Genomic DNA, 20923 nt, shown 5'->3' on the forward strand with positions numbered 1-20923 from the left:
CCCGCATGACCCTCCTTCGCTCGTTTTTCGCACGCCTGCGCGCCGACCGCCGGGGCGCGGCGTTCATGATCTTCGCCTTCGCGCTGGTCCCGCTGTCCTTCGCGGTCGGCATGGGTATCGACTATGCGCGCGCGATGAAGGCGCAGACGAAGCTCAATGCGATCGCCGATGCCGCGGCGCTGTCGGCGGTCAGCAAGCCCGTGATGCCGCTGAACGACGCGACCGCCGCCTATGTCGCCACGACGATGTTCAACACCCAGGCCGCGCCCCTGCTGACCGCGAGCCAGATCCAGATCACCTCGCTGAGCGCGTCCGCGCCGACCGATGCCAACGGCCGGCGGACCGCGACGGTCACCTATACCGCAACCTCGCACAATCTGTTCTCGCGGCTGCTCGGCATGGGCGTGCTGCGGATCGGCGGCACCTCGCAGACGACGAACGCCACCGCGCCGAACATCGATTTCACATGCTCCTCGACGTCTCCGGCTCGATGGCGCTGCCGACGACGACCGCCGGGCTGGCGCAGATCGCGGCGAGCAATTCGAGCCAATGCCAGTTCGCCTGTCATTCGGTGAACGACATCAAGGGCACGGATGCCAACGGCAACCAGACCGACCTCTACGGCGTCGCCAAATCCTATGGCCTGACGCTGCGCATCGACGACGAGGGCGCGGCGGTGTCGAAGCTGGTCTCGGACGCGGTCAGCACGTCCAGCAAGAACGGCGCGACCTATCGCATGGGAATCGCGAGCTTCCGCGGCGACGGCGGTTTCCAGAAGCTGTACGACATCGCCGATTCGCGCGGCCTGCAGGGCGCCTCGACCGTCACCACCAACCTGACGCCGTCGCTCTACTGGTCCAACGGCTGCCCGACCCAGGCATGCGCGAAGACCGACGTGGGATGGAACGACCAGGACACCGGGAGCAGCGACGCGTTCAACAACATCAACACGGTGATCCCGACGCCGGGCACCGGCCTGAACGGCGCGCCGGCGCAGGCGACGATGTTCGTCATCACCGACGGCATGCGCGACGAGCAACGTCCCGGCGGCCGTCCCGAAATCGCCTTCGACACGACCAAGTGCGACATGATCAAGGCGCGCGGCATCCGCATCGCGGTCCTCTACACCGAATATCTGCCGGAATCGCTCGCCAACAATCCCTGGTCGCAGGCGAACGTCGCCCCCTACCTCTACCAGGTCGAACCCGCGCTCAAGGCGTGCGCATCGCCCGGCCTCTACACCAAGGTGACGACCAACCAGGACATCTACACGGCGCTCGACGCGCTGTTCCAGAATGCGGTGGCGACCGCCCGCATCTCGGGCTGATCGCCGGGCCGAACGCTAGAGCGCGCGGCGATAGGTGTGCGCGTCGAACGTCTCGCCGTTGCGTCCGCGATAATAGCCGCGTCGTTCGCCGACCTTGGCGAAGCCGTTCTGCTCGTACAGCCGCACGGCCTCGTTGCCGGCGCGCACCTCGAGATGCAGGTCCGCTATGCCTGCCCCGCCCGCCTCGGCGATGACCGCGCGCAGCAACGCCCCCGCCACGCCGCGGCGGCGATAGGGCGGCGCGACCGCCAGCAGCAGCAGTTCTGCCTCGTCCGCCACGGTCCGGACCAGCGCGAATCCGGCTGGCACGTCATCGATCTGTGCGATGGTCAGCCGCACGCCGGGCATCGCCATCGCGCCGAGGCACTGGCTGCGTGTCCACGCCTCTCCGAACCGCGGGTCGAACGCCGCCGTCATCAGCGCGTCGACCGTCGCGACGTCGCGCGTGTCGCCCGTGCGCAACGTCACCGTCCGCGTCGCCATCACGCGGCGACCGGCGGCGTGATCCCGCCGGGCAGTTTGGCATCGGGCGCGCGGCCGTAGAGGGGCTTGGCCGGCAGCGCGGCGAGGTCCGGCGGCAACAGGATCGCGTCCGCGGCACGCGGCAGCGCGGGCCGTCCGGTCACCGACGGATCAACCCGCTGCAGCCACGCCAGGCCGTTGCCGACGATCGCCCGGGTGCCGATCCGATCGATCGCGGCCTGCGGCGACAGCGAAGCCAGTGCGTCGAGCGCCCCCTCGCCGCGCGCGAACGGCTGCATGAAGACTTCGCCATGCCCCCCCTCGAGCACGACCGCCACCTGATCCTCTTCGCCATCGGCAAAGGCGCGCTGGGCGATGAGCGCGAGGCTGGAATATCCCACGACCGCCGCGCCCCAGCCGAGCGCCAGCCCACGGGCGGCGGCGATACCGACGCGCACGCCGGTGAAGCTGCCCGGCCCGACGTCGACGGCGATCCGTGCCGCGCGGCCGCCATCGGGCAGGTCCGCGATCATCGGCACCAGCCTTTCGGCATGACCACGACCGACTTCGGCATGCTCCGCCGCGATCACCTGCCCGTCGGCGATCAGTGCGACCGAACAGGCGGCGGTCGCGGTATCGATCACGAGCGTGCGGGAGGTGGCGTCCATCGCGTCCCGCTTTGTCGCAGGCATTCGATCACGACAAGTCCCCGCGACGTCAGGCGTCGACGTCACGCGATGCGGTTGAACTTCGCGAATTCGGGGCGCGGCGAGCGCGGATGGACGGACGCGGGGTCCCCATAGCCGAGCGTCGCGATGAAGTTCGTGCGCACCCCGGGCTGGTCGGCGAAGAACGCCTTGTCGACCGCACCCTGATCGAAGCCCGACATCGGCCCGGTATCGAGTCCCAGCGCGCGCGCAGCGATAATCAGATAGGCACCCTGCAGCGACGAGTTGCGGAAGGCCGACGCCTCGCGCAACTCGGTGTTGCCGTCGAACCAGGATTTGGCGTCGACGTGCGGAAACAGCTCCGGCAGATGTTCGTGGAATTCGACATCCATCGCCACGATCGCGGTGACCGGCGCCTGCAGGATTTTGGAGCGGTTGCCCTCGGACGCACAGGCCGCGAGCTTTGCCTTGGCCTCGTCGCTGACGCACCAGACCAGGCGCGCGGGCAACTGGTTCGCGGAGGTCGGGCCCCATTTCATCAGGTCCCAGATCGCGTGCAGCTGCGCCTCGCTGACCGGCTTGTCCAGATAGCCGTTGTAGCTGCGCGCCGTCCGGAAGATCGTGTCGAGAGCGGTATCGGACAGGATCTCGGACATCAGACGGCCCTCACTTCGGTGACTTCGGGGACATAATATTTGAGCAACTGCTCGATGCCGTTCTTCAGCGTCGCGGTCGACGACGGGCAGCCGGCACACGCACCGTGCATGCGCAGGAAAACCTTGCCCTTGTCGAACCCGCGATAGACGATGTCCCCGCCGTCGTTCGCCACCGCCGGGCGCACGCGCGTGTCGATCAACTCACGAATCTGCGCGACGATGTCGGCATCGGCGGGATCGTCGGCGATCTCCTCTTCCGCCGCCGGCACGCTGAAGCCCGCGCGGGCCTCGCGGAACAGCGGCATGTTGGCGGAGAAATGGTCCAGCAGGATGGCGAGCACGTCGGGCTTCAGACCGGTCCAGTCGACGCCCGGCGCCGCGGTGACCGACACGAAGTCGCGCCCCAGAAACACGCCGGTGACGTCGCCGAGCGCGAACAGCGCCTCCGCCAGGGGGCTTGCCTCCGCTTCCTCGGGGGTGGCGAAGTCGCGCGTGCCGGTGTCCATCACGGTCCGGCCGGGCAGGAACTTGAGCGTCGCCGGGTTCGGCGTGGCTTCGGTCTCGATCAGCATGCGCGCCATGTGGCGCGGCGCGGCCGGTGGATCAAGCGGCCAGCGGGAAAGGCTTTGTTTCGTGTCTTCAAAGGATACCGCATCGCCCGCGCCCGGTGATCTGTGCCGTGCGCGCGTGGCCGGCGAAGGGCGCGATCGCGCCAGAGTTTTGTTCCACGTGCGTGGAAGCGGTACCGGCCCCCCCACCCGGCGGCCCATCCAGGATACGCTGGGTCGGCGGCCGGCTGGGGTTGAAAGCCGGTACCGAGCCGATCCAACCTTGCCGGATCGCGCGCTAGCGCCGGTCGGGCCGGCCCATCGTCCGCAGGACCATGTCCGCGATCCATCGTCCCGGTTGGCGCAACGGCCGCCTGAAGCGGACCAGCAGCACCATGCGCGTCGCCGCGGCATCGTTCCACACCTCATGATCGTACGTGTCGTCGAACACGACCGTCTCGCCCTCCGCCCAGCGCAGGTAGCGATCGCCGATCCGCATGCGGACGTCGCCGTCGCGCGGCACGATCAGGCCGAGATGACAGGTGACCAGCCCCTTGGTCGCGCCGCGATGCGCGGCGATGTGCGCGCCCGGGGCGAGGGTCGCGAAGCACGCGCGTTCGACCCCCGGAATGCAGGCGACGGCGGCGGCGGTGACCGGGCATTGCGCCAGCGTCTCCCCGACGTGTTCGCCATGCCGCCAGAGCGCGACCGAGTCCGCGCCGCCCTTCGGTGACATGGCGACGCGAATCGCCTCGTCCCGGATTGCCTGCCACCGGTCGCGCAACACCGCCGTCCATCCGAAGTCACGCACGTCGAGCACGGGTGCGTTCGAGACGAGCGACGACGCCGCGATCACCCGGTCGAGCGCGGCACGCCACCATCCGCCCTCCGGCGCGCCCGCGGCGCGACCATGAGCCCGCCGCAACGCCTCGCTGCCGAAATTCTGCCGCATTGCCCGATCGTGTCGAGGCATGCCGATATTGCTTCCGCCGGCCGTCATCCTTGCACCGTCCCGTCGTCCACCCGTGCGGTTTTCCGCTGTAGGGCGGCGTGGCGCGCCGATGCGCGCCGCTCCTGTCGACAGTGGCGACTATCGGCGCACGGGGGCGAAAACATGGCGATGGCGCGGTGTCTTCTGGGTCGCGGAACCTCCGCCGGCACCACCGCTGCGCCGTCGCTTGGGCGGGGTGCACGGCGCCCAGCTAGCCCTTGCACGTGCCACACGCTACAAGGCCGGCATGGCGTTCTTCTCCCGCGCATTCGCGCCCGTACTGCTTCTCGGCCCCATCCTCGGTCTCGCCAATCCGCTTGTCGGCCAGACCGCGCCCGCCACGGCCCCCTCGGTCAAGGTCGACACCTCCGCCTGGCTCTACAAGGGCAGCGACCTGCCGCCCGACCCGGCGTGGAGCTTCGGCACGCTGCCGAACGGCCTGCGCTATGCGGTGCGCAAGAACGGCGTGCCGCCGGGACAGGTATCGATCCGCGTGCGCATCGACGCCGGCTCGCTCAACGAGACCGACACGCAGCGCGGCTATGCCCATTTCATCGAGCATCTGTCGTTCCGCGGCTCGGAATATGTCCCCGACGGCGAGGCGAAGCGGGTGTGGCAGCGGTTCGGCGCCACCTTCGGTTCCGATTCCAACGCATCGACCACGCCGACGCAGACGCTCTACAAGCTCGACCTGCCCTCGGCGACGCCGCAGACGCTCGACGAAAGCCTCAAGATCCTGTCGGGCATGATGGAAAAGCCGACGCTGACCGACGCGGCGGTGGCCGCCGAGCGGCCGATCGTGCTCGCCGAACGTCGCGAGCAGCCGGGGCCGCAGGTCCGCCTCTCCGATGCGATGAACGCCTTGTTCTTCGCCGGCCAGCCGCTGGCCGACCGTTCGCCCATCGGCACGCTGAAGACGCTCGAGGCGGCGACCGGCGACAGCATCAAGGCGTTCCACGACAAATGGTACCGCCCCGAACGCGCCGTCGTCATCATCTCCGGCGACGTCGACGCCGCGACGCTCGGCCAGCTCGTCGTCAAGCATTTCGCGGATTGGAAGGGCAACGGCCCCGCCCCCGCCGATCCGGACTTCGGCCAGCCCGATCCGAAACAGCCGACCAGCGCCACGCTGGTCGAGCCGGGGCTGCCGCCGCTGGTGATGATGGGCGTCGTGCGTCCCTGGCACTTCAACAACGACACCAAGATCTTCAATCAGAAGAGGATGGTCGACACGATCGCCGCCAAGGTGATCAGCCGCCGCCTGGAACGCCGTGCGCGTGCCGGCGCCAGCTTCGTCCAGGCGAGCGTCGACCTGGACGATCGCTCCCGCTCGGCGAACATGACGACGGTGCTGATCCTGCCCGTCGGTGACAAATGGGAACAGGCGCTCAAGGACGTCCGCGCGGAGATCGCCGATGCCGAAAAGGCGCCGCCGACGCAGGCGGAGATCGACCGCGAATATGCCGATTACGAGGTCGCGATCCGCAACGGCGTCGAGACCGCCCGCGTCGAGGCGAGCGCCAAGCAGGCCGACGACATGGCCGGCGCGCTCGACATTCGCGAAACGGTGACCGCGCCGCAGAACCAGTATGACATCCTCGCCGACGCGAGGAAGGCCGGCATGTTCAATCCCGCCGCGGTCCTCGCCTCGACCAGGAAGATCTTCACCGGCGTTGCGACGCGAGCCCTCGTCAATACCCGCACCGCGGAGAAGGGCACGGCGGAAAAGCTGGCGGCCGCGTTGAAGGCGGATGTCTCGCAGCTGACCGTCAAGCGCGCCACGCAGGGGTCCGTCGATTTCAGCAAGCTGCCAGCGCTCGGCACGCCGGGGACGGTCGCGTCGCGCGAGCAGGTGCAGGGCCTGCCCCTGGAAAAGGTGACCTTTGCCAACGGCGTGCGCATGCTGCTCTTCGCCAATCCGGACGATACCGGCCGGGTGTTCGTGCGCGTGCGCTTCGGGCGCGGGTACAACGCGCTGCCCGCGGACCGCCAGTCGCTCGGCTGGTCGGGTGATCTTGCGCTGATGGAGAGCGGCATCGGCAACCTGGGCCAGGACGATCTCGACCAGTTGACCGCGGGGCGGCAGCTCGGCCTCGACTTCGATATCGACGAGGACGCCTTCTCGGTGGCCGCGCTGTCGAGCCCGAAGGATTACGCCGACGAACTGACGCTGATCGCCGCCAAGCTCGCCGCGCCGCGCTGGGACGCGGCGCCGGTGATGCGTGCCAAGGAAGCGGCGCTGACCGCGATTCCGGGCTATCAGTCGAGTGCCGACGGCGTCCTGTCGCGCGACCTGGAAGGATTGCTGCACGATGGCGATCCGCGCTGGCGGACGCCCGATGCCAAGGCGATCGAGGCGCTGACGCCCGCCGCGTTCAAGGCGTTCTGGGCGCCCCTGCTCGCCAGCGGCCCGATCGAGGTCGACGTCTTCGGCCAGATCGACCCCGACGCGGCGATCGCCGCGGTCGCCAAGAGCTTCGGCGCGCTGCCGCCGCGCACGCCGTCGACCGCCGCGACGCCGCCCGTCCGCTTCCCGGCGCACGTGGCGACGCCGGTGCTGCGCCTGCACGACGGGCCGGAGACGCAGGCGGCGGCGGTGATCGCATGGCCGACCGGCGCCGGGATGGCCGACAGCGCCACCGCGCGGCAGCTCGAGGTGCTGGCGCAGGTGTTCAGCGACCGCCTGTTCGAGAAGATGCGTCAGGCGGCGGGCGCGAGCTACAGCCCCGGCGTGGCGAGCAGCTGGCCAAAGGGGCTGCCGGGTGGCGGCCGTTTGATGGCGATGAGCCAGGTCGCCCCCGCCAACGTGCCGCTCTTCTTCCGCCTGGCCCGCGACATCGCCGCCGATCTCGCGGCGCATCCGATCTCCGACGACGAGCTCGCGCGCGTCAAGGGACCGTTGCAGCAGCTGTACCAGCGCGCCGCGACGAGCAGCCTGTTCTGGATGCGCGAGCTGTCGGGCAGCGCCTACGATGCGACGCGCCTGGACGCGACGCAGCGGATCGGGCGCGACTTCGGCGCGGTGACCCCCGCGTCGCTGCAGCAGACCGCCGCGAAATATCTGGTCCCGTCAAAGGACTGGACGCTCGCGGTGCTGCCGCGCAAGGCGGGCGGGGCCGCAGAGACGGGCAAATAGCGTCCGATCCAGTCAGGCTATGGCGGGGGCGGCGTCGGCCCTCCCCCGCCGCAGGACCATGCGATCGAGGCGTTATTGCGAGTCGGTTTCGCTTTTCGCAATTAGCGCTTCGCGATAGGGTGTGCGCATGCCTCGCAAAATCGATCTCGAAGCCCTGTGCGCGCAAAAGGGCCTGCGCATCACCGAGCAGCGCCGCGTCATCGCGCGCGTGCTGTCGGAGGCGGAGGATCATCCGGACGTCGAAAAGGTCTACGAGCGGGCCTCCGCGATCGATCCCGGCATCTCGATCGCCACCGTCTATCGCACCGTGCGCCTGTTCGAAGAGGCGGGGATCCTCGACCGCCATGACTTCGGCGACGGCCGCGCCCGCTACGAGCCCGCGCCCGAGGCGCATCACGACCATCTGATCGACGTCGAGACCGGCCGGGTGATCGAGTTCGTCGACCCCGAGGTCGAACAGCTGCAAAAGGCGATCGCGGAACGTCTCGGCTTCCGGCTCGTCGACCATCGCATGGAACTGTACGGCGTCAGCCTCGACCGCAAGAACTGAGCCGCGATGATGGGCGGCAACCTGCGCCTCGCCGCGCGGCTCCTCGCCCTCGTCGCCGCCCTCGCCGGGGCGCTCCTCCTGCACGGCCTCTGGCGCCTCTGCCGCCTGCCCTCGCCCTGGCCCCGGCTGTTCCTCGGCGCCAGCGCGCGCATCGTCGGCGCGCGGCTGCACGTCATCGGCACGCCGCTGCGCAGGAACGTCGTTTTCCTGTCCAACCACCTCAGCTGGATAGACATACTCCTACTAGCCGCCGCAACCGGCACCACCTTCGTCGCCAAGGGTGAACTGGCCCGCGTCCCGTTGATCGGCTGGCTGTGCACGCTCAATCGCACGATCTTCGTCGCGCGGGAGGACAGGCTGGGAATCGCCGGTCAGATCGAGCGGCTCCGCCTCGCCCTCCGCCAGGGCTGGGCGGTCACGATCTTTCCCGAGGGAACGACGGGCGACGGGCGAACCCTGCTGCCGTTCAAGGCTTCGCTGCTCGCCGCGCTCGATCCGCCGCCTGCAGGTACGCGGGTCCAGCCGATCAGGATCGACTATGGCGCCGCGACGGACGAACTCGCGTGGGTCGGTGACGAGCCCGGCCAATCGCACGCGCTAAGGGTGCTGCGTCGGTGCGGCCGCTTCGACGCGACTCTGCACTGCATCGCGGCGTTCGATCCGACAATTTGCGGCGGGCGCAAGGCGATTGCTGCCGCGGCCCAGGCCGCCATCGCGGCGGCCGCCCCGCGGAAAGCATCCACGATGGACATAGTATGATCCATTTTGGCCGAATTTTACCGGTTGCTAACGTTCCGCCCATAAAACGCTCGACATGCAGGCTTCTTTTTCTTTTCAGCTAGCGCCGGACCGGGATCTGATCAGCATCACCATGGCCGGTTTCTTCGAAGCAGCCGATATCGCGCGGTTCACGCGCGAGCGGAACGAGGCCATGACCGGCCTTGCCTGCCCGCCCAATCAGCATCTTACGCTGGTCGATATCCGCGGCATGAACATTCAATCGCAAGAGGCGGTCGCGATGTTCGCCGAGGTGTTGCGCAACCCGCAATCGCTTTCGCGCCGCATCGCTTTTGTCGTTGGGCGTTCGCTCGCCCGATCACAGATCATTCGCGCAGCCGGAGGGCGAGGCCGGCTGTTCTTCGATATCGCGCAGGCCGAAGCGTGGCTGTTCCAGGATGCGGACGCCGCCGCCGCCTGAAACGGATCCGGCTCAGCGTCCGCCGAACGTATAGCTGAGGCCGATGCCACCCGCCGGCTGGCTCCGCGATCCGAAGCGGCGCGTCACGGGTGAAGCCGCGTCATCGCCGACCAGCCGGTCGTAGCGCGCGTAGGTGTAGAGGCCCCACGGACCACCGATCGCGCGGAGGAAGCCCGCGGTGACGCCCACGGCCTGCACGCCGCCGCCGGGCCTGTAGACCCCCAGCCCCGAACGCGCCGCATCCCCCGCCGACACGCCGAAATAGGCGCGGTCGAACCGTGCATTGGATAGCGTCACGCGCGGACCGATCGAAAACAGCCAGCGATCGGCGTCCCGCGCCACGTAATCGGCGCTGAGACCCGCGACGAGCCCTCTGTGCCCACCGATTCCCTGCCGCACCTCCGTCCGAAGCCGCCAGGACGGCGACACGGCATATTGGAGCGACCCGCCTAGTTCGACCGTGCGCCCGACCGTGGGCAGCAGACCGTCGGTGTCACGCGCCAGCCGCCGCCCGACGAGGTTCAGCGCCGGCCCGATCGCGAAACCGCCACGCTGCCACAGCGCGAATCCCGCGCTTTCGTCCGGCGCCTCGAACGCGATCGGATCGTCGCCCGGCGCCCGCGACACGTCGACCAGCGGGGAAAGGCGCACCCGATCGGCGCCGGGAAAGGCGGGGACGAGTTCCGGTCCGAGCGTGACGCGCGTCCGCCGTGGCCCGCCGTCGTCGATCTGCGCCGCCGCCGGCATCGCGGATAGCGCGCCCACCGCCATCATCACCGCGACCGGACGCCAGGCCTGCCAGTGAATAGCGTCGAGACGATCGTGCATTGGCGCTTTCTCCCTGCTTGCGCGATGCTGGCGATGGGACCGCAAACCCGCTATGCGGCGGCCATGCAATTCCCCGGTGAAACTCCCGTTCCCACCCCTGCTGACACGACCGCCGCAGGCGCGCCCCGAACCTTTCACGTCAAGTCGTTCGGCTGCCAGATGAACGTGTATGACGGCGAACGCATGGCCGAATTGATGGCCGCGGATGGACTCGTTCCCACGGACGATGCGCACGCCGCCGACCTCGTCGTGCTCAACACCTGCCACATTCGCGAGAAGGCGACGGAAAAGGTGTATTCCGATATCGGCCGCCTGCGCAAGGTCGCGGGGGAGCAGGGCCGCGTGCCGATGATCGCCGTCGCGGGCTGCGTCGCCCAGGCGGAGGGCGAGGAGATCGTTCGCCGGGCAAAGGTCGATGTCGTCGTCGGCCCGCAGGCCTATCACAACCTCCCCGCGCTGGTCGCGAAGGCGGCGGCGGACGGTGCCGCGGCGCTCGACACCGACATGCCCGCCCTATCGAAGTTCGGGGCCTTGCCGGCACGCCGTCGGGTCGGACCCACCGCCTTCCTGACGGTACAGGAGGGTTGCGACAAGTTCTGCACCTATTGCGTCGTGCCCTATACACGGGGTGCGGAGATCAGCCGGCCGTTCGCGGCGATCGTCGACGAGGCGAAGGCGCTGGTCGACGCCGGCGCGCGGGAGATCACGCTGCTCGGCCAGAACGTCAACGCATGGGCCCAGGACGGCCAGGATCTCGGCGGCCTGATCCGGACGCTGGATCGCATCCCCAACCTCGCCCGCATCCGCTACACGACGAGCCATCCCAACGACATGACGCAGGGCCTGATCGACGCGCATCGCGATGTCGAAAGCCTGATGCCGTTCCTCCACCTGCCGGTTCAGGCGGGCAACGACCGAGTGCTGAAGGCGATGAACCGCAGCCACGATCGCGACTCCTATCTTCGCCTGATCGACCGTATCCGCGCCGCCCGGCCCGACATCGCGCTGTCGGGCGACTTCATCGTCGGCTTCCCCGGAGAGTCCGAGGCGGAGTTCGAGGATACGCTCAGCCTGATCGATGCCGTCGGCTACGCCCAGGCCTTCTCGTTCAAGTACAGCCCCCGCCCCGGCACGCCCGCGGCGACCATGGGCGACGACATCGCCGCCGAGGTGATGGACGAGCGGCTGCAGCGCTTGCAGGCGCGGATCAACCGCGACCAGCATGGCTTCAACGCCGCCAGCGTTGGGCGCGTGTGCCAGGTCCTGGTCGAACGTCGCGGCAAACTGCCGGGGCAGATGCTGGGCAAGTCGCCGTGGTTGCAGTCCGTGCACCTGATGGCCGACGCGGCGATCGGCGACCTGGTCGACGTGGAACTGGTCGCGGCCGGTCCGAATTCGCTGTCGGGCACGGTCCGACTGCGGCAAGCCGCATAAAACGGGGCTGTCCCAAGGCCTCGCCTGCTGTCAGACTGGAATGCGGGGGCCATGGTTCCCACATCGCCGCAACACCCCTGGCCGTCCGCCATTATGAACGGCAAGGATCACGACCGTCGAAAGGACCGCATGAGCCGCAAGCCTGTCCCCGCCCAGTCCGGTGAACGCAGCCGGGTAGAGGTCCTTTTCGACAAGCCCCAGCTGCTCAGCCTTCTCTTCGGCCAGTACGACCAGCATCTCGTCGCGCTGGAAAACCGCCTAGGCGTGTATATCACGGCGCGCGGCAATCGCGTTGGCCTGGAGGGAACGGCCGAACAGGTCGCGCTCGCTCGCGACGTGCTCAACGATCTCTATCAGCGGATCCAGCGCGGCGAAGAGGTCGATACCGGGCTGGTCGATGCCTCGATCGCGATGGCCGCGGAGCCGACGCTCGACGGCATCGTCAGCGCCGAACGCGGTGCCGTGCCGTCGGTGATGATCCGCACGCGCAAGAAAACGATCGTGCCCCGCACGCTGGCGCAGGCGCATTACATGCGCGAACTGACCAGCCACGACATGATCTTCGCGCTCGGCCCGGCCGGCACCGGCAAGACCTATATCGCGGTCGCGCAGGCCGTCGCGCAGCTCATCACCGGTTCGGTGCAGCGACTGATCCTTTCGCGCCCGGCCGTGGAAGCCGGCGAGAAGCTCGGCTTCCTGCCGGGCGACATGAAGGAGAAGGTCGACCCCTATCTGCGCCCTCTCTACGATGCGCTGCATGACTGCCTGCCGGCCGAGCAGGTCGAGCGACGCATCGCGAGCGGCGAGATCGAGATCGCGCCCATCGCCTTCATGCGCGGTCGCACGCTCGCGGACGCGTTCGTCATCCTCGACGAGGCGCAGAACACGACCCCCGCGCAGATGAAGATGTTCCTCACCCGCTTCGGCCAGAACAGCCGCATGGTGATCTGCGGCGACCCCAATCAGACCGACCTGCCCGGTGGGGTCGCGGCCAGTGGCCTCGCCGACGCGACCTATCGGCTGGAAGGCGTGGAAGGCATCTCGATGTGCCGCTTCACCGCCGCCGACGTGGTCCGCCACCCGATCGTCGGCCGGATCGTCGAGGCTTACGAGGGACCGGCCGGTTGAACACGGGCGCCGATGGCGCGCGACGATGCCGGTCGCGCCCTGGCCGCGTGCGCCGCGATGAACGATTTCGGTCGGAACGCTGGTCGGCCCATCGCGCATTGCCGTTCGTCGGTATATGCGCGCTCATCGGCGACGCCTGCCGCCTTTCCCGCGCGACTCCTTCAGCCTGACGGACCCAGCCCGATGATCCAGATCGAACTCACCCGCGAAGATCCCTGGCCCGACGCGGACTGGGACGGCGTCGCCACGCGGGCCGCCCGTGCGGCTATAGAACGCACGCCGCATGGCGGCCTGCTGACCACCCCCGCGACGGTGGAAATCTCGCTCCGCCTCACCGCCGACGACGAGGTGCACGCGCTCAACCGCCAGTATCGCGGCAAGGACAAGCCGACCAACGTCCTCTCCTTTCCCATGGTGCAAGCCGACCTGATCGACACGGTCAGCCAGAATTCGGACGATGGGGAACTTCTGCTCGGCGACATCGTCCTCGCGCATGGCGTCTGCGTCGCGGAGGCTGCCGAGCGGGGGATCAGCGTCACCGATCATGCCACCCATTTGATGGTGCACGGCGTCCTGCATCTGCTAGGCTATGACCATATCGAGGATGATGAGGCGGAAGGCATGGAAGAGATCGAGCGACAGGCGCTCGCCGCGCTCGGCATCGCCGATCCTTATCTGATCCAAGAGGACTGACACGAACACCGATGGCCGAAGACCGAAGTAGCGCCGCGCAGAGCGGCGAGCAGGACAGCAGCCTCTGGCGGGTGCTGAAGGGATTCATGTCGGGCGGGCGCGTGGAGGACTCGCTCCGTGCGCAGCTGGAAGAGGCGATCGACCGGCACGAGGGCGATCCGACCCCCGACGTCAAGGGCGACCTGACCCCGCTCGAGCGCCAGATGGTGCGCAACCTCCTACATTTCGGCGAGCGGGACGCGGGCGATGTCGGCGTGCCGCGCGCGGACGTCATCGCCGTCGAGGAGCAGACCCGCTTCGACGATCTGGTGCGCATCTTCGCGGAAGCTGGCCACAGCCGCTTGCCCGTGTATCGGGGCGAACTCGATACGATCATCGGCATGGTCCACATCAAGGACGTGTTCAACATCCTGGCGACCGATGCACCACGCCCCGACAGCATCGCCGCGCTGATCCGCGAGCCGCTGTACGTCCCGATGTCCCGCGGTGCGCTCGACCTGCTCGCCGACATGCGCGCAAGTCATGTCCACCTCGCCGTCGTGCTCGACGAATATTCAGGCACCGAGGGGCTCGTCACGATCGAGGACCTGATCGAGGAGATCGTAGGCGACATCGCGGACGAGCATGACGAGATGCCGGAGCAGCTGCTGGTGCCGATCGACGGCGGCGCCTGGGACGTCGACGCCCGCGCCGAGCTTGAGGACGTCGCCGAGGCGATCGATCCCCGCCTGGGCGAGGCGGACAGCGACGTCGACACGGTCGGCGGCCTTGCCGCGGTGCTCGCTGGCCATGTGCCGCATGTCGGCGACTGCCTCGACCACCCCAGCGGGTGGAAGCTCGAGGTGCTCGACGCGGACGAACGGCGCATCCACCGGCTGCGCCTGCACCCGCCGGTACCGGCGCCCGAGGACGCCTGATCGGCTGATCGGCTGTTTCGATCACAACTTTCGCGATTACACGTTTCTCCGATCAGACGGGCTGCGCTACCACCGGGCATCGCCAGGGTGGTGGCGCGTTGTGCTGCGCGCGACGCAGGCCCGCGGCAGGAGTTTTCGAGGAGAGATGCGACATGGACGCCATTACCGAAGGCAGCCCGATCAACGATCCCAAGAAGCAGCCGGCCGCGATGCGCCGCCTGCTCGGCCAGACCGCCAAGGACTGGTGGCCGGAATCACTGTCGATCGACATCCTTCACCAGAAGGGCGTCAGCGGCAATCCGATGGGCGACGACTTCGACTATCGCTCGGAATTCCTGACGCTCGATTATGATCAGTTGAAGGACGATCTGACCGCGCTGATGACCGACAGTCAGCCTTGGTGGCCGGCCGATTACGGGCATTACGGCCCGTTCTTCATCCGCATGGCGTGGCATTCGGCGGGCACCTATCGCACCGGCGACGGGCGCGGCGGCTCGTCCGCGGGCCAGCAGCGCTTCGCCCCGCTCAATTCCTGGCCCGACAACGGCAACCTCGACAAGGCGCGTCGCCTGCTCTGGCCGATCAAGCAGAAATACGGGCGCAAGCTGAGCTGGGCGGACCTATTCATCCTGGCGGGCAATGTCGCGATCGAATCGATGGGCGGCCCGACCTTCGGCTTCTCCGGCGGACGCGAGGACGTGTTCGAGCCGGAAAAGGATGTCTATTGGGGCACCGAGGAGGAATGGCTCGGCCAGACGCGCATCGACGAGGAAGCGGGCCTGGCGCTCGAAAGCCCGCTCGCCGCGATCCAGCACGGCCTCATCTACGTCAATCCCGAAGGACCGGGCGGCTGTCCGATGCCGCAGGGGTCGGCGCGCGACATGCGCGAGACCTTCGCGCGCATGGGCATGAACGACGAGGAAACCGTGGCGCTGACCGCTGGCGGCCATACGTTCGGCAAGGCGCATGGCGCCGGCGATCCGAGCCATGTCGGCAAGGAGCCCGAGGGCTCCGACATTGCCAGCCAGGGACTCGGCTGGGCCTCGACGCACGAGAGCGGCATGGGCGATCATACGATCACCAGCGGACTCGAGGGCGCATGGACGCCGACGCCGACGACCTGGGACATGACCTATTTCGACATGCTCTTCGACCATGAGTACGAACTGGTGAAGAGCCCGGCCGGCGCCCATCAGTGGCAGCCCGTGGGCAATCCGGAGGACACGCTCGCCCCCGCCGCGCATACGCCGGGCAAGCGCGTGCCGACGATGATGTCGACCGCCGACATGGCGCTGAAGGTGGATCCGGCATACAACGCGATCTGCCAGAAATTCCGTGCGGACCCGGCCTATTTCGCGGACGTCTGGGCGCGCGCCTGGTACAAGCTGACCCACCGTGACATGGGGCCGAAGAGCCGCCTGATCGGGCCGGAAGTGCCGCAGGAAGAGCTGATCTGGCAGGATCCCATCCCCGCGGCCGACTATCCGCAGATCGAGGCCGAGGACATCGCCGCGCTGAAGGTGGCGATTGCGGACTCGGGCCTGTCCATCGCCGAACTTGTCACCACCGCCTGGGCTTCTGCCGCGACATGGCGCGGGTCGGATCATCGCGGCGGCGCGAACGGCGCACGCATCCGCCTCGCGCCCCAGAAGGACTGGGACGTCAACAATCCCGAGCAGCTGGCCAAGGTCCTTCAGGTATATGAGGGCATCAAGGCCGATTTCGACGGGAAGGGTGACCGGAAGGTCTCGATCGCCGACCTCATCGTGCTCGGCGGCTCTGTCGGTATCGAGCAGGCGGCGAAAGCTGCCGGACATGCGCTGGAAGTGCCCTTCACCCCCGGTCGTACCGATGCATCGGCCGAGCAGACCGACGCCGACAGCTTCGACGTGCTCGAGCCGAAGGCCGATGCCTTCCGCAACTATCTGCAGGTCAAGTTCAACGTGCCGACCGAGGAGCTGATGATCGACCGGGCGCAGTTGCTCGGCCTGTCGGCGCCGGAGATGACGGTGCTGGTCGGCGGTCTGCGCGTCCTCGGCGCCAATCACCCGAAGGCGGCGCGGCACGGCGTCTTCACCGATCGGCCCGGCCAACTGACCAACGACTTCTTCGTAAACCTGCTCGACATGGGCACGGCGTGGAAGCAGGTGAGCGACGAGAGCGACGAGGAGTTCGTCGGCACCGACAGGCATACGCACGAACAGAAGTGGACCGCCTCGCGCACCGATCTGGTGTTCGGCTCCAACTCGCAGCTGCGTGCGGTCGCCGAGGTCTATGCGTGTGACGACGCGAAGGCGATGTTCGCCGATCATTTCGTCAAGGCATGGACGAAGGTCATGAACGCCGACCGGTACGACCTTAGGGTCTGATCGTCTCCGCCGGGGTCCGCTCCGGCCGGCAGCACGCCCGCTTCCCCCTCCCCTGCCCCGAAGCGGGCGACGAGGCCGCCGACAGCGATGTCGGCGGCCTTTCTGCGTCGGGCGTCGACAGCCACCGCCTTTGGTCGGCAGGCGGCCGGACACAAAAAGTTACAAACCACGTTAAGGCGCTGGGAGCGGCATAGGGCCGTTCCGCCCCAGGACGACACCCTATGGACCAGACCGCCTTTCTGACAGGATTTACCATCATGTCGCTGGGATCGCTCGCGATCTATGCGACGGGCAGGAAAAGCTATCCGGCGGGACACCATACGCTGCTGCATGCCAGCGTGCCGTTCATCGCGGCGACGGCCCATCTCGCCATGGCTTTCGGCATCGGCACGCTCGTCACCGTCGACGGCGCCGTGACCTATGTCGCGCGCTATCTGGACTGGTCGGTCACGACGCCGATCCTGCTCGCCGGCCTCGTGCTCGTTGCCTTCCACGATCGCGGTCGGACGGGTGAGGTCGGCGGTTATCTGACGGCGATCATCACGCTCGACGTGCTGATGATCGTGACCGGGCTCATCTCGTCGCTGGCGCAGGTTCCGCTGGTAAAATGGGTGTGGTTCGCCTGGTCGTGCGCCGCCTTCGTCGGCGTGTTGTACCTGCTCTGGGTCCCCCTGCGGACGGCGGCCAACGCCCGCGGCACCGCCGTCGGCTTGGCATATGGAAAGAACGTCACGCTGCTGACGGTTGTGTGGTTCCTCTATCCCATCGTCTTCGCCATCGGCCCCGAAGGCCTGAAGATGATCAGCGACCCGAGCTCCGTCTGGGCGATCCTGGTCATGGATGTGGTCGCCAAGGTCGCCTACGCCTTCTACGCCGCGAAGAACCTCGACGCGGCGCTGGGAGACGACGGCGAGACGCGCCGCCACGCGGCGTGATCGCGCGCGCGCCCGCGGCCGGGTGGTGCGTCCTGACGGCGGCGGCGTGCCTCGCCGCCGTCGGGCCGCCCGCCGCCCAGCTCGGCTTCGCCGTCCTTGCCGTTGGCGTCATCGGCATGGCGCATGGCGCCAGCGATCTTGCGATCGTCGCGCGCGCGCGCAGGCCCGCGTTCCTCGCCGCTTATGCCGCCGGATCGCTGCTCTGCCTCGCCTGGTGGATCACGCGGCCAGCCCTTGCCCTGCCGCTGTTCCTCGGGGCCTCCGCCGTCCATTTCGCGATGGAGGACGCGCCGGAAGGATCGTGGCGCGAGCGGGCGCTACGGGGCATGAGCCTTATCGCGACGCCCGCAAATCTGCATCCGGCCCAATTGCGCACGCTGTTGCACGTCGCCGCCGGCGGCGATGCCGTATCGCCCGCGATCATCGCCGTGATGGCGACGATCGGCGGAATAGCGGCTGCGGTGCTGATCGCCACCGGCCTAACGCGGCGCGACCCACGGCTGGTCGGCGGGACGATGGCGCTACTGCTGTTCCCGCCGTTGATCGGCTTCGCGCTCGGCTTTCTCATCCTCCATGCGCTGCCGCAGACCAGCGTCCGGCGCGCGCGCATCGGCTGCGCCACCATGTCCGGCTATCTGCGCGCGACTGCGCCAATCATGGCAGCAGCGATCGCCGTATTCGCCTTGGTGACGACGATCGTGCTGCGCTTCGACAACAGCGGCATACGCGGATTGTTCGCCGCGATCGCGGCACTCGCCATGCCGCACCTGCTGGTGACCCCGTGGTTCACCCAGAAGGCACACGCCCTCACGAAACACCCCATGCGCAATCACATTGCTATTGATAGTTTGTCGCAATATCACTAGCCGGGTCCCGAAAGGGATCATCCATGTCGTCTTCTCCTATCTTCAACGCGCTGCTGATCGGTGTTGCCGCGGTCGGCGCGCCCGCCCCGGTCGCCGCGCAGGATCTTGCGACGCAGCGCGCGCGCGACGCCGACCGTGGCGACATCGTCGTCACCGGCCAGCAGGATTCGAACCAGGCCGCGTCGGGCACGAAGACCTCGGTTCCCCTGGCCGAAACGCCGCAGTCGATCAGCCTGATCACGGGCGAGGATATCGCCGAACTGGGGCTGCAGAACCTGAACCAGTCGCTGCGCTTCGTCGCGGGCGTGACGCCCGAGACGCGCGGGGCGAGCGCGGAAGTCTACGACCAGTTCAAGCTGCGCGGCTTCGACGCCCCCGTCTTCCTGGATGGTCTCAAGCTGTTCCAGAGCCCGACCGGCTATGCCGTGCCGCAGGTCGACGTATCGCGGCTCGATCGGGTCGAGGTGGTCAAGGGCCCCGCCTCCGTCCTGTACGGCCAGTCAAGCCCCGGCGGCCTTGTCGCGGAGAGCAGCAAGCTGCCGATCGACGCCCCGTTCTATGGGGCGGTTGCCGGTACATATGGCACCTACGACCTGTACCGGATCGACGCCGATGTCGGCGGCCGTGCCGGCGCGGGCGTAGCGTGGCGGCTGTACGGCAGCGCGAACGGCGCCTCGACGCAACAGACGTTCGGCAAGCGCGAGCGCGAGACGGTGTCCGCCGCCGTCACGGCTGGCGCGGGCAGCGCGACCAGCTTCACCTTGCTCGGCGCCTATTCGCACGATCCGTACAACGGCACCTATGGCGTCTTTCCGACGCTCGGCACGCTGATCGCCAGCCCGAACGGGCGGCTGCCGACGAGCTTCGACGCGGGCGAAGCGGGCAGCCGCTTCCGGCGGGAGCAGGCGGCGCTCACCTATATCTTTCGCCACGATTTCGGCGACGGCTGGGCCCTGCGCGCGTCGGGCCGCTATCAGCATGTCACCGCGCGGCTGGGCCTGGTCTACACCACGGGCGCGCCGCTCGATGCGTCGCTGCGCCGCTTCGGCCGCGCCTCCTACGCAACCGACGAACAGCTGGACAATTGGACCTACGACAACCAGCTGACCGGCAGCGTCCGGACCGGCGCGGTGTCGCACACGCTGCTGTTCGGCACCGATCGCCAGGTGGCGCATGCAAGGGAGGCGTTCGCGTTCGGATCGGCGACCCCGATCGACGCCTATGCCCCCGTCTATGGCACGATGCCCGTGCCGCAGACGCCGGCGGCGGTGCCAGACCCCTTTGCCGGCAACTATGTCGTCCGCCAGCGGCAGCAGGGCCTCTACGCGCAGGATCAGATCGCCGTCGGCGCACTGCGCGTCCTGCTCAGCGGACGCCACGACTGGGCGCACGCGGAGCAAGCCGGGCTAGGCGCGAAGGACGATCGCAAGTTCACCTGGCGGGCCGGCGCGCTCTACACGCTGCCGTTCGGCCTTGCGCCCTATGTCAGCTATTCGACGTCGTTCGAGCCACAATCGTCGCTGGTCCGCCGGGCGGACGGCAGCACCGGCATCGCCGATCCGTCGCTCGGCCGGCAGCTGGAAGCGGGCGTCAAGTTCAGCATACCGGGAACGCCAATCCTGCTGTCGGGCGCGTGGTTCCGCATCGACCAGACCAACGTGCTCACCTCGACGCCCGATTTCAGCGTGTCGCGGCAGACCGGGCGGGTGCGTTCGACCGGCGTCGAGTTCGAAGGCAGCGCGCCGCTGCCGCATGGCTTCGCAGTCCGGGGGGCCTATAGCCGGCAGAGCGTCAAGGTGACGGCGGATGCCGACGATCCCGCGCGCGTCGGTCGGCGGCTGGAGACGGTCGGCCGCGGCGGCGCCTCGCTGGCGCTCGACTGGGCGCCGACTGCCGGCCCGCTGGCGGGCCTGACGCTTGGCGGAGCCGCCCGCCACGTCGATCGCATCTACGCGGGCATCTCGCCGATCGACGGCATTGCGCGCGATACGCCCGCCTATACGGTGTTCGACGCGCTCGTCCGCTACGAGCTGGCCGACGCCACGCCGTCGCTGCGCGGCGTCACCCTCGCGGTCAACGCCACCAACGTGTTCGACAAGCGGTACCTGACCAGCTGCTTCGCCAACTACAATTGGTGCTGGTACGGCAACCGCCGCACGATCCAGGCGACGATCGGCTATCGCTTCTGAGCGGGGGCAGAGGCTTATTGTGTCGGTC

20 protein-coding genes are annotated in these 20923 nt (G+C 68.3%); 14 read left to right on the top strand and 6 right to left on the bottom strand.

The genetic code is table 11. The features are described 5' to 3' along the window. Positions 1–5: 5 nt before the first annotated feature. Complete coding sequence (locus RF701_RS07640) at positions 6–575, top strand: pilus assembly protein TadG-related protein (protein ID WP_308814592.1); 570 nt, start codon at positions 6–8, stop codon at positions 573–575. Then, positions 467–1327, top strand: a complete 861-nt coding sequence (locus RF701_RS07645; protein WP_308814593.1) for a hypothetical protein — start codon at positions 467–469, stop codon at positions 1325–1327. Before RF701_RS07640 ends, RF701_RS07645 begins: the two co-directional genes overlap by 109 nt. 15 nt (positions 1328–1342) lie before the next feature. On the opposite strand, the gene RF701_RS07650 is transcribed toward RF701_RS07645, so the two are convergent. The 5 genes from RF701_RS07650 to RF701_RS07670 all read right to left on the bottom strand — a co-directional run bounded on the left by RF701_RS07650 (position 1343) and on the right by RF701_RS07670 (position 4634). Next, complete coding sequence (locus RF701_RS07650; RefSeq protein ID WP_308814594.1) at positions 1343–1810, bottom strand: GNAT family N-acetyltransferase; 468 nt, start codon at positions 1808–1810, stop codon at positions 1343–1345. Next, the gene (tsaB, locus tag RF701_RS07655) at positions 1810–2457 is read right to left on the bottom strand and encodes a tRNA (adenosine(37)-N6)-threonylcarbamoyltransferase complex dimerization subunit type 1 TsaB (protein WP_210358214.1); all 648 of its coding nucleotides are present in this window, start codon (positions 2455–2457) and stop codon (positions 1810–1812) included. The genes RF701_RS07650 and tsaB overlap by 1 nt, the downstream gene beginning before the upstream one ends. A gap of 62 nt (positions 2458–2519) precedes the next feature. After that, the gene (locus tag RF701_RS07660; protein WP_210358215.1) at positions 2520–3113 is read right to left on the bottom strand and encodes a malonic semialdehyde reductase; all 594 of its coding nucleotides are present in this window, start codon (positions 3111–3113) and stop codon (positions 2520–2522) included. Continuing rightward, entirely contained in the window at positions 3113–3685 is a 573-nt protein-coding gene (locus tag RF701_RS07665; RefSeq protein ID WP_203310447.1) for a NifU family protein, read from the bottom strand. Before RF701_RS07665 ends, RF701_RS07660 begins: the two co-directional genes overlap by 1 nt. Positions 3686–3959: 274 nt before the next feature. Then, positions 3960–4634 (bottom strand): aspartyl/asparaginyl beta-hydroxylase domain-containing protein, encoded by a 675-nt coding sequence (locus RF701_RS07670; protein WP_308814595.1) that lies wholly within the window; start codon positions 4632–4634, stop codon positions 3960–3962. Positions 4635–4899: 265 nt separating this feature from the next. Here RF701_RS07670 and RF701_RS07675 point away from each other — a divergent pair, with 265 nt between their 5' ends. The 4 genes from RF701_RS07675 to RF701_RS07690 all read left to right on the top strand — a co-directional run bounded on the left by RF701_RS07675 (position 4900) and on the right by RF701_RS07690 (position 9536). Continuing rightward, positions 4900–7788, top strand: a complete 2889-nt coding sequence (locus RF701_RS07675) for an insulinase family protein (protein WP_308815636.1) — start codon at positions 4900–4902, stop codon at positions 7786–7788. A gap of 127 nt (positions 7789–7915) precedes the next feature. After that, positions 7916–8338, top strand: a complete 423-nt coding sequence (locus RF701_RS07680; protein WP_203310359.1) for a Fur family transcriptional regulator — start codon at positions 7916–7918, stop codon at positions 8336–8338. 6 nt (positions 8339–8344) lie between these two features. Beyond that, the gene (locus RF701_RS07685) at positions 8345–9097 is read left to right on the top strand and encodes a lysophospholipid acyltransferase family protein (RefSeq protein WP_308814596.1); all 753 of its coding nucleotides are present in this window, start codon (positions 8345–8347) and stop codon (positions 9095–9097) included. Between the two features lie 55 nt (positions 9098–9152). Beyond that, a complete protein-coding gene (locus RF701_RS07690) occupies positions 9153–9536 on the top strand; it encodes a hypothetical protein (RefSeq protein ID WP_210358218.1) in 384 nt (127 codons plus the stop codon). Between the two features lie 12 nt (positions 9537–9548). On the opposite strand, the gene RF701_RS07695 is transcribed toward RF701_RS07690, so the two are convergent. Then, complete coding sequence (locus RF701_RS07695; RefSeq protein ID WP_210358219.1) at positions 9549–10364, bottom strand: MipA/OmpV family protein; 816 nt, start codon at positions 10362–10364, stop codon at positions 9549–9551. 63 nt (positions 10365–10427) lie between these two features. Between RF701_RS07695 and miaB the strand changes: the two genes are divergently transcribed. The 8 genes from miaB (at position 10428) to RF701_RS07735 (ending at position 20895) form a co-directional block, all read left to right on the top strand. Then, a complete protein-coding gene (gene miaB, locus RF701_RS07700; RefSeq protein ID WP_308814598.1) occupies positions 10428–11798 on the top strand; it encodes a tRNA (N6-isopentenyl adenosine(37)-C2)-methylthiotransferase MiaB in 1371 nt (456 codons plus the stop codon). Between the two features lie 129 nt (positions 11799–11927). Beyond that, entirely contained in the window at positions 11928–12926 is a 999-nt protein-coding gene (locus tag RF701_RS07705; protein ID WP_308814599.1) for a PhoH family protein, read from the top strand. A gap of 183 nt (positions 12927–13109) precedes the next feature. Beyond that, the gene (gene ybeY / locus RF701_RS07710; protein WP_210358221.1) at positions 13110–13619 is read left to right on the top strand and encodes an rRNA maturation RNase YbeY; all 510 of its coding nucleotides are present in this window, start codon (positions 13110–13112) and stop codon (positions 13617–13619) included. Positions 13620–13630: 11 nt separating this feature from the next. Further along, positions 13631–14536: a hemolysin family protein gene (locus RF701_RS07715; protein WP_210358222.1), complete on the top strand. Its 906-nt coding sequence runs from the start codon at positions 13631–13633 to the stop codon at positions 14534–14536. A 152-nt stretch (positions 14537–14688) separates the two neighbouring features. Beyond that, a complete protein-coding gene (gene katG, locus RF701_RS07720; RefSeq protein ID WP_308814600.1) occupies positions 14689–16905 on the top strand; it encodes a catalase/peroxidase HPI in 2217 nt (738 codons plus the stop codon). A gap of 221 nt (positions 16906–17126) precedes the next feature. Beyond that, on the top strand, positions 17127–17840 hold the full coding sequence (locus RF701_RS07725; protein ID WP_308814601.1) for a bacteriorhodopsin: 714 nt from the start codon (positions 17127–17129) through the stop codon (positions 17838–17840). Continuing rightward, entirely contained in the window at positions 17837–18706 is an 870-nt protein-coding gene (locus RF701_RS07730; RefSeq protein ID WP_308814602.1) for a Brp/Blh family beta-carotene 15,15'-dioxygenase, read from the top strand. The genes RF701_RS07725 and RF701_RS07730 overlap by 4 nt, the downstream gene beginning before the upstream one ends. 23 nt (positions 18707–18729) lie before the next feature. After that, the gene (locus RF701_RS07735; RefSeq protein ID WP_308814603.1) at positions 18730–20895 is read left to right on the top strand and encodes a TonB-dependent siderophore receptor; all 2166 of its coding nucleotides are present in this window, start codon (positions 18730–18732) and stop codon (positions 20893–20895) included. Positions 20896–20923: the final 28 nt, after the last annotated feature.

It is taken from the genome of Sphingomonas sp. GV3 (assembly GCF_031082075.1).
Taxonomy (GTDB): domain Bacteria; phylum Pseudomonadota; class Alphaproteobacteria; order Sphingomonadales; family Sphingomonadaceae; genus Sphingomonas; species Sphingomonas beigongshangi.

Bases quoted from the DNA above. Each gene is read 5' to 3' on its own strand.
- RF701_RS07650 (WP_308814594.1), bottom strand. From the start codon at position 1,810: ATGGCGACGCGGACGGTGACGTTGCGCACGGGCGACACGCGCGACGTC.
- ybeY (WP_210358221.1), top strand. From the start codon at position 13,110: ATGATCCAGATCGAACTCACCCGCGAAGATCCCTGGCCCGACGCGGAC.
- RF701_RS07670 (WP_308814595.1), bottom strand. From the start codon at position 4,634: ATGCCTCGACACGATCGGGCAATGCGGCAGAATTTCGGCAGCGAGGCG.
- RF701_RS07725 (WP_308814601.1), top strand. From the start codon at position 17,127: ATGGACCAGACCGCCTTTCTGACAGGATTTACCATCATGTCGCTGGGA.
- RF701_RS07735 (WP_308814603.1), top strand. From the start codon at position 18,730: ATGTCGTCTTCTCCTATCTTCAACGCGCTGCTGATCGGTGTTGCCGCG.
- RF701_RS07645 (WP_308814593.1), top strand. From the start codon at position 467: ATGCTCCTCGACGTCTCCGGCTCGATGGCGCTGCCGACGACGACCGCC.
- RF701_RS07675 (WP_308815636.1), top strand. From the start codon at position 4,900: ATGGCGTTCTTCTCCCGCGCATTCGCGCCCGTACTGCTTCTCGGCCCC.
- RF701_RS07680 (WP_203310359.1), top strand. From the start codon at position 7,916: ATGCCTCGCAAAATCGATCTCGAAGCCCTGTGCGCGCAAAAGGGCCTG.
- RF701_RS07660 (WP_210358215.1), bottom strand. From the start codon at position 3,113: ATGTCCGAGATCCTGTCCGATACCGCTCTCGACACGATCTTCCGGACG.
- RF701_RS07665 (WP_203310447.1), bottom strand. From the start codon at position 3,685: ATGCTGATCGAGACCGAAGCCACGCCGAACCCGGCGACGCTCAAGTTC.
- RF701_RS07640 (WP_308814592.1), top strand. From the start codon at position 6: ATGACCCTCCTTCGCTCGTTTTTCGCACGCCTGCGCGCCGACCGCCGG.
- RF701_RS07690 (WP_210358218.1), top strand. From the start codon at position 9,153: ATGCAGGCTTCTTTTTCTTTTCAGCTAGCGCCGGACCGGGATCTGATC.
- katG (WP_308814600.1), top strand. From the start codon at position 14,689: ATGGACGCCATTACCGAAGGCAGCCCGATCAACGATCCCAAGAAGCAG.
- RF701_RS07715 (WP_210358222.1), top strand. From the start codon at position 13,631: ATGGCCGAAGACCGAAGTAGCGCCGCGCAGAGCGGCGAGCAGGACAGC.
- RF701_RS07685 (WP_308814596.1), top strand. From the start codon at position 8,345: ATGATGGGCGGCAACCTGCGCCTCGCCGCGCGGCTCCTCGCCCTCGTC.
- miaB (WP_308814598.1), top strand. From the start codon at position 10,428: ATGCAATTCCCCGGTGAAACTCCCGTTCCCACCCCTGCTGACACGACC.
- tsaB (WP_210358214.1), bottom strand. From the start codon at position 2,457: ATGGACGCCACCTCCCGCACGCTCGTGATCGATACCGCGACCGCCGCC.
- RF701_RS07695 (WP_210358219.1), bottom strand. From the start codon at position 10,364: ATGCACGATCGTCTCGACGCTATTCACTGGCAGGCCTGGCGTCCGGTC.
- RF701_RS07705 (WP_308814599.1), top strand. From the start codon at position 11,928: ATGAGCCGCAAGCCTGTCCCCGCCCAGTCCGGTGAACGCAGCCGGGTA.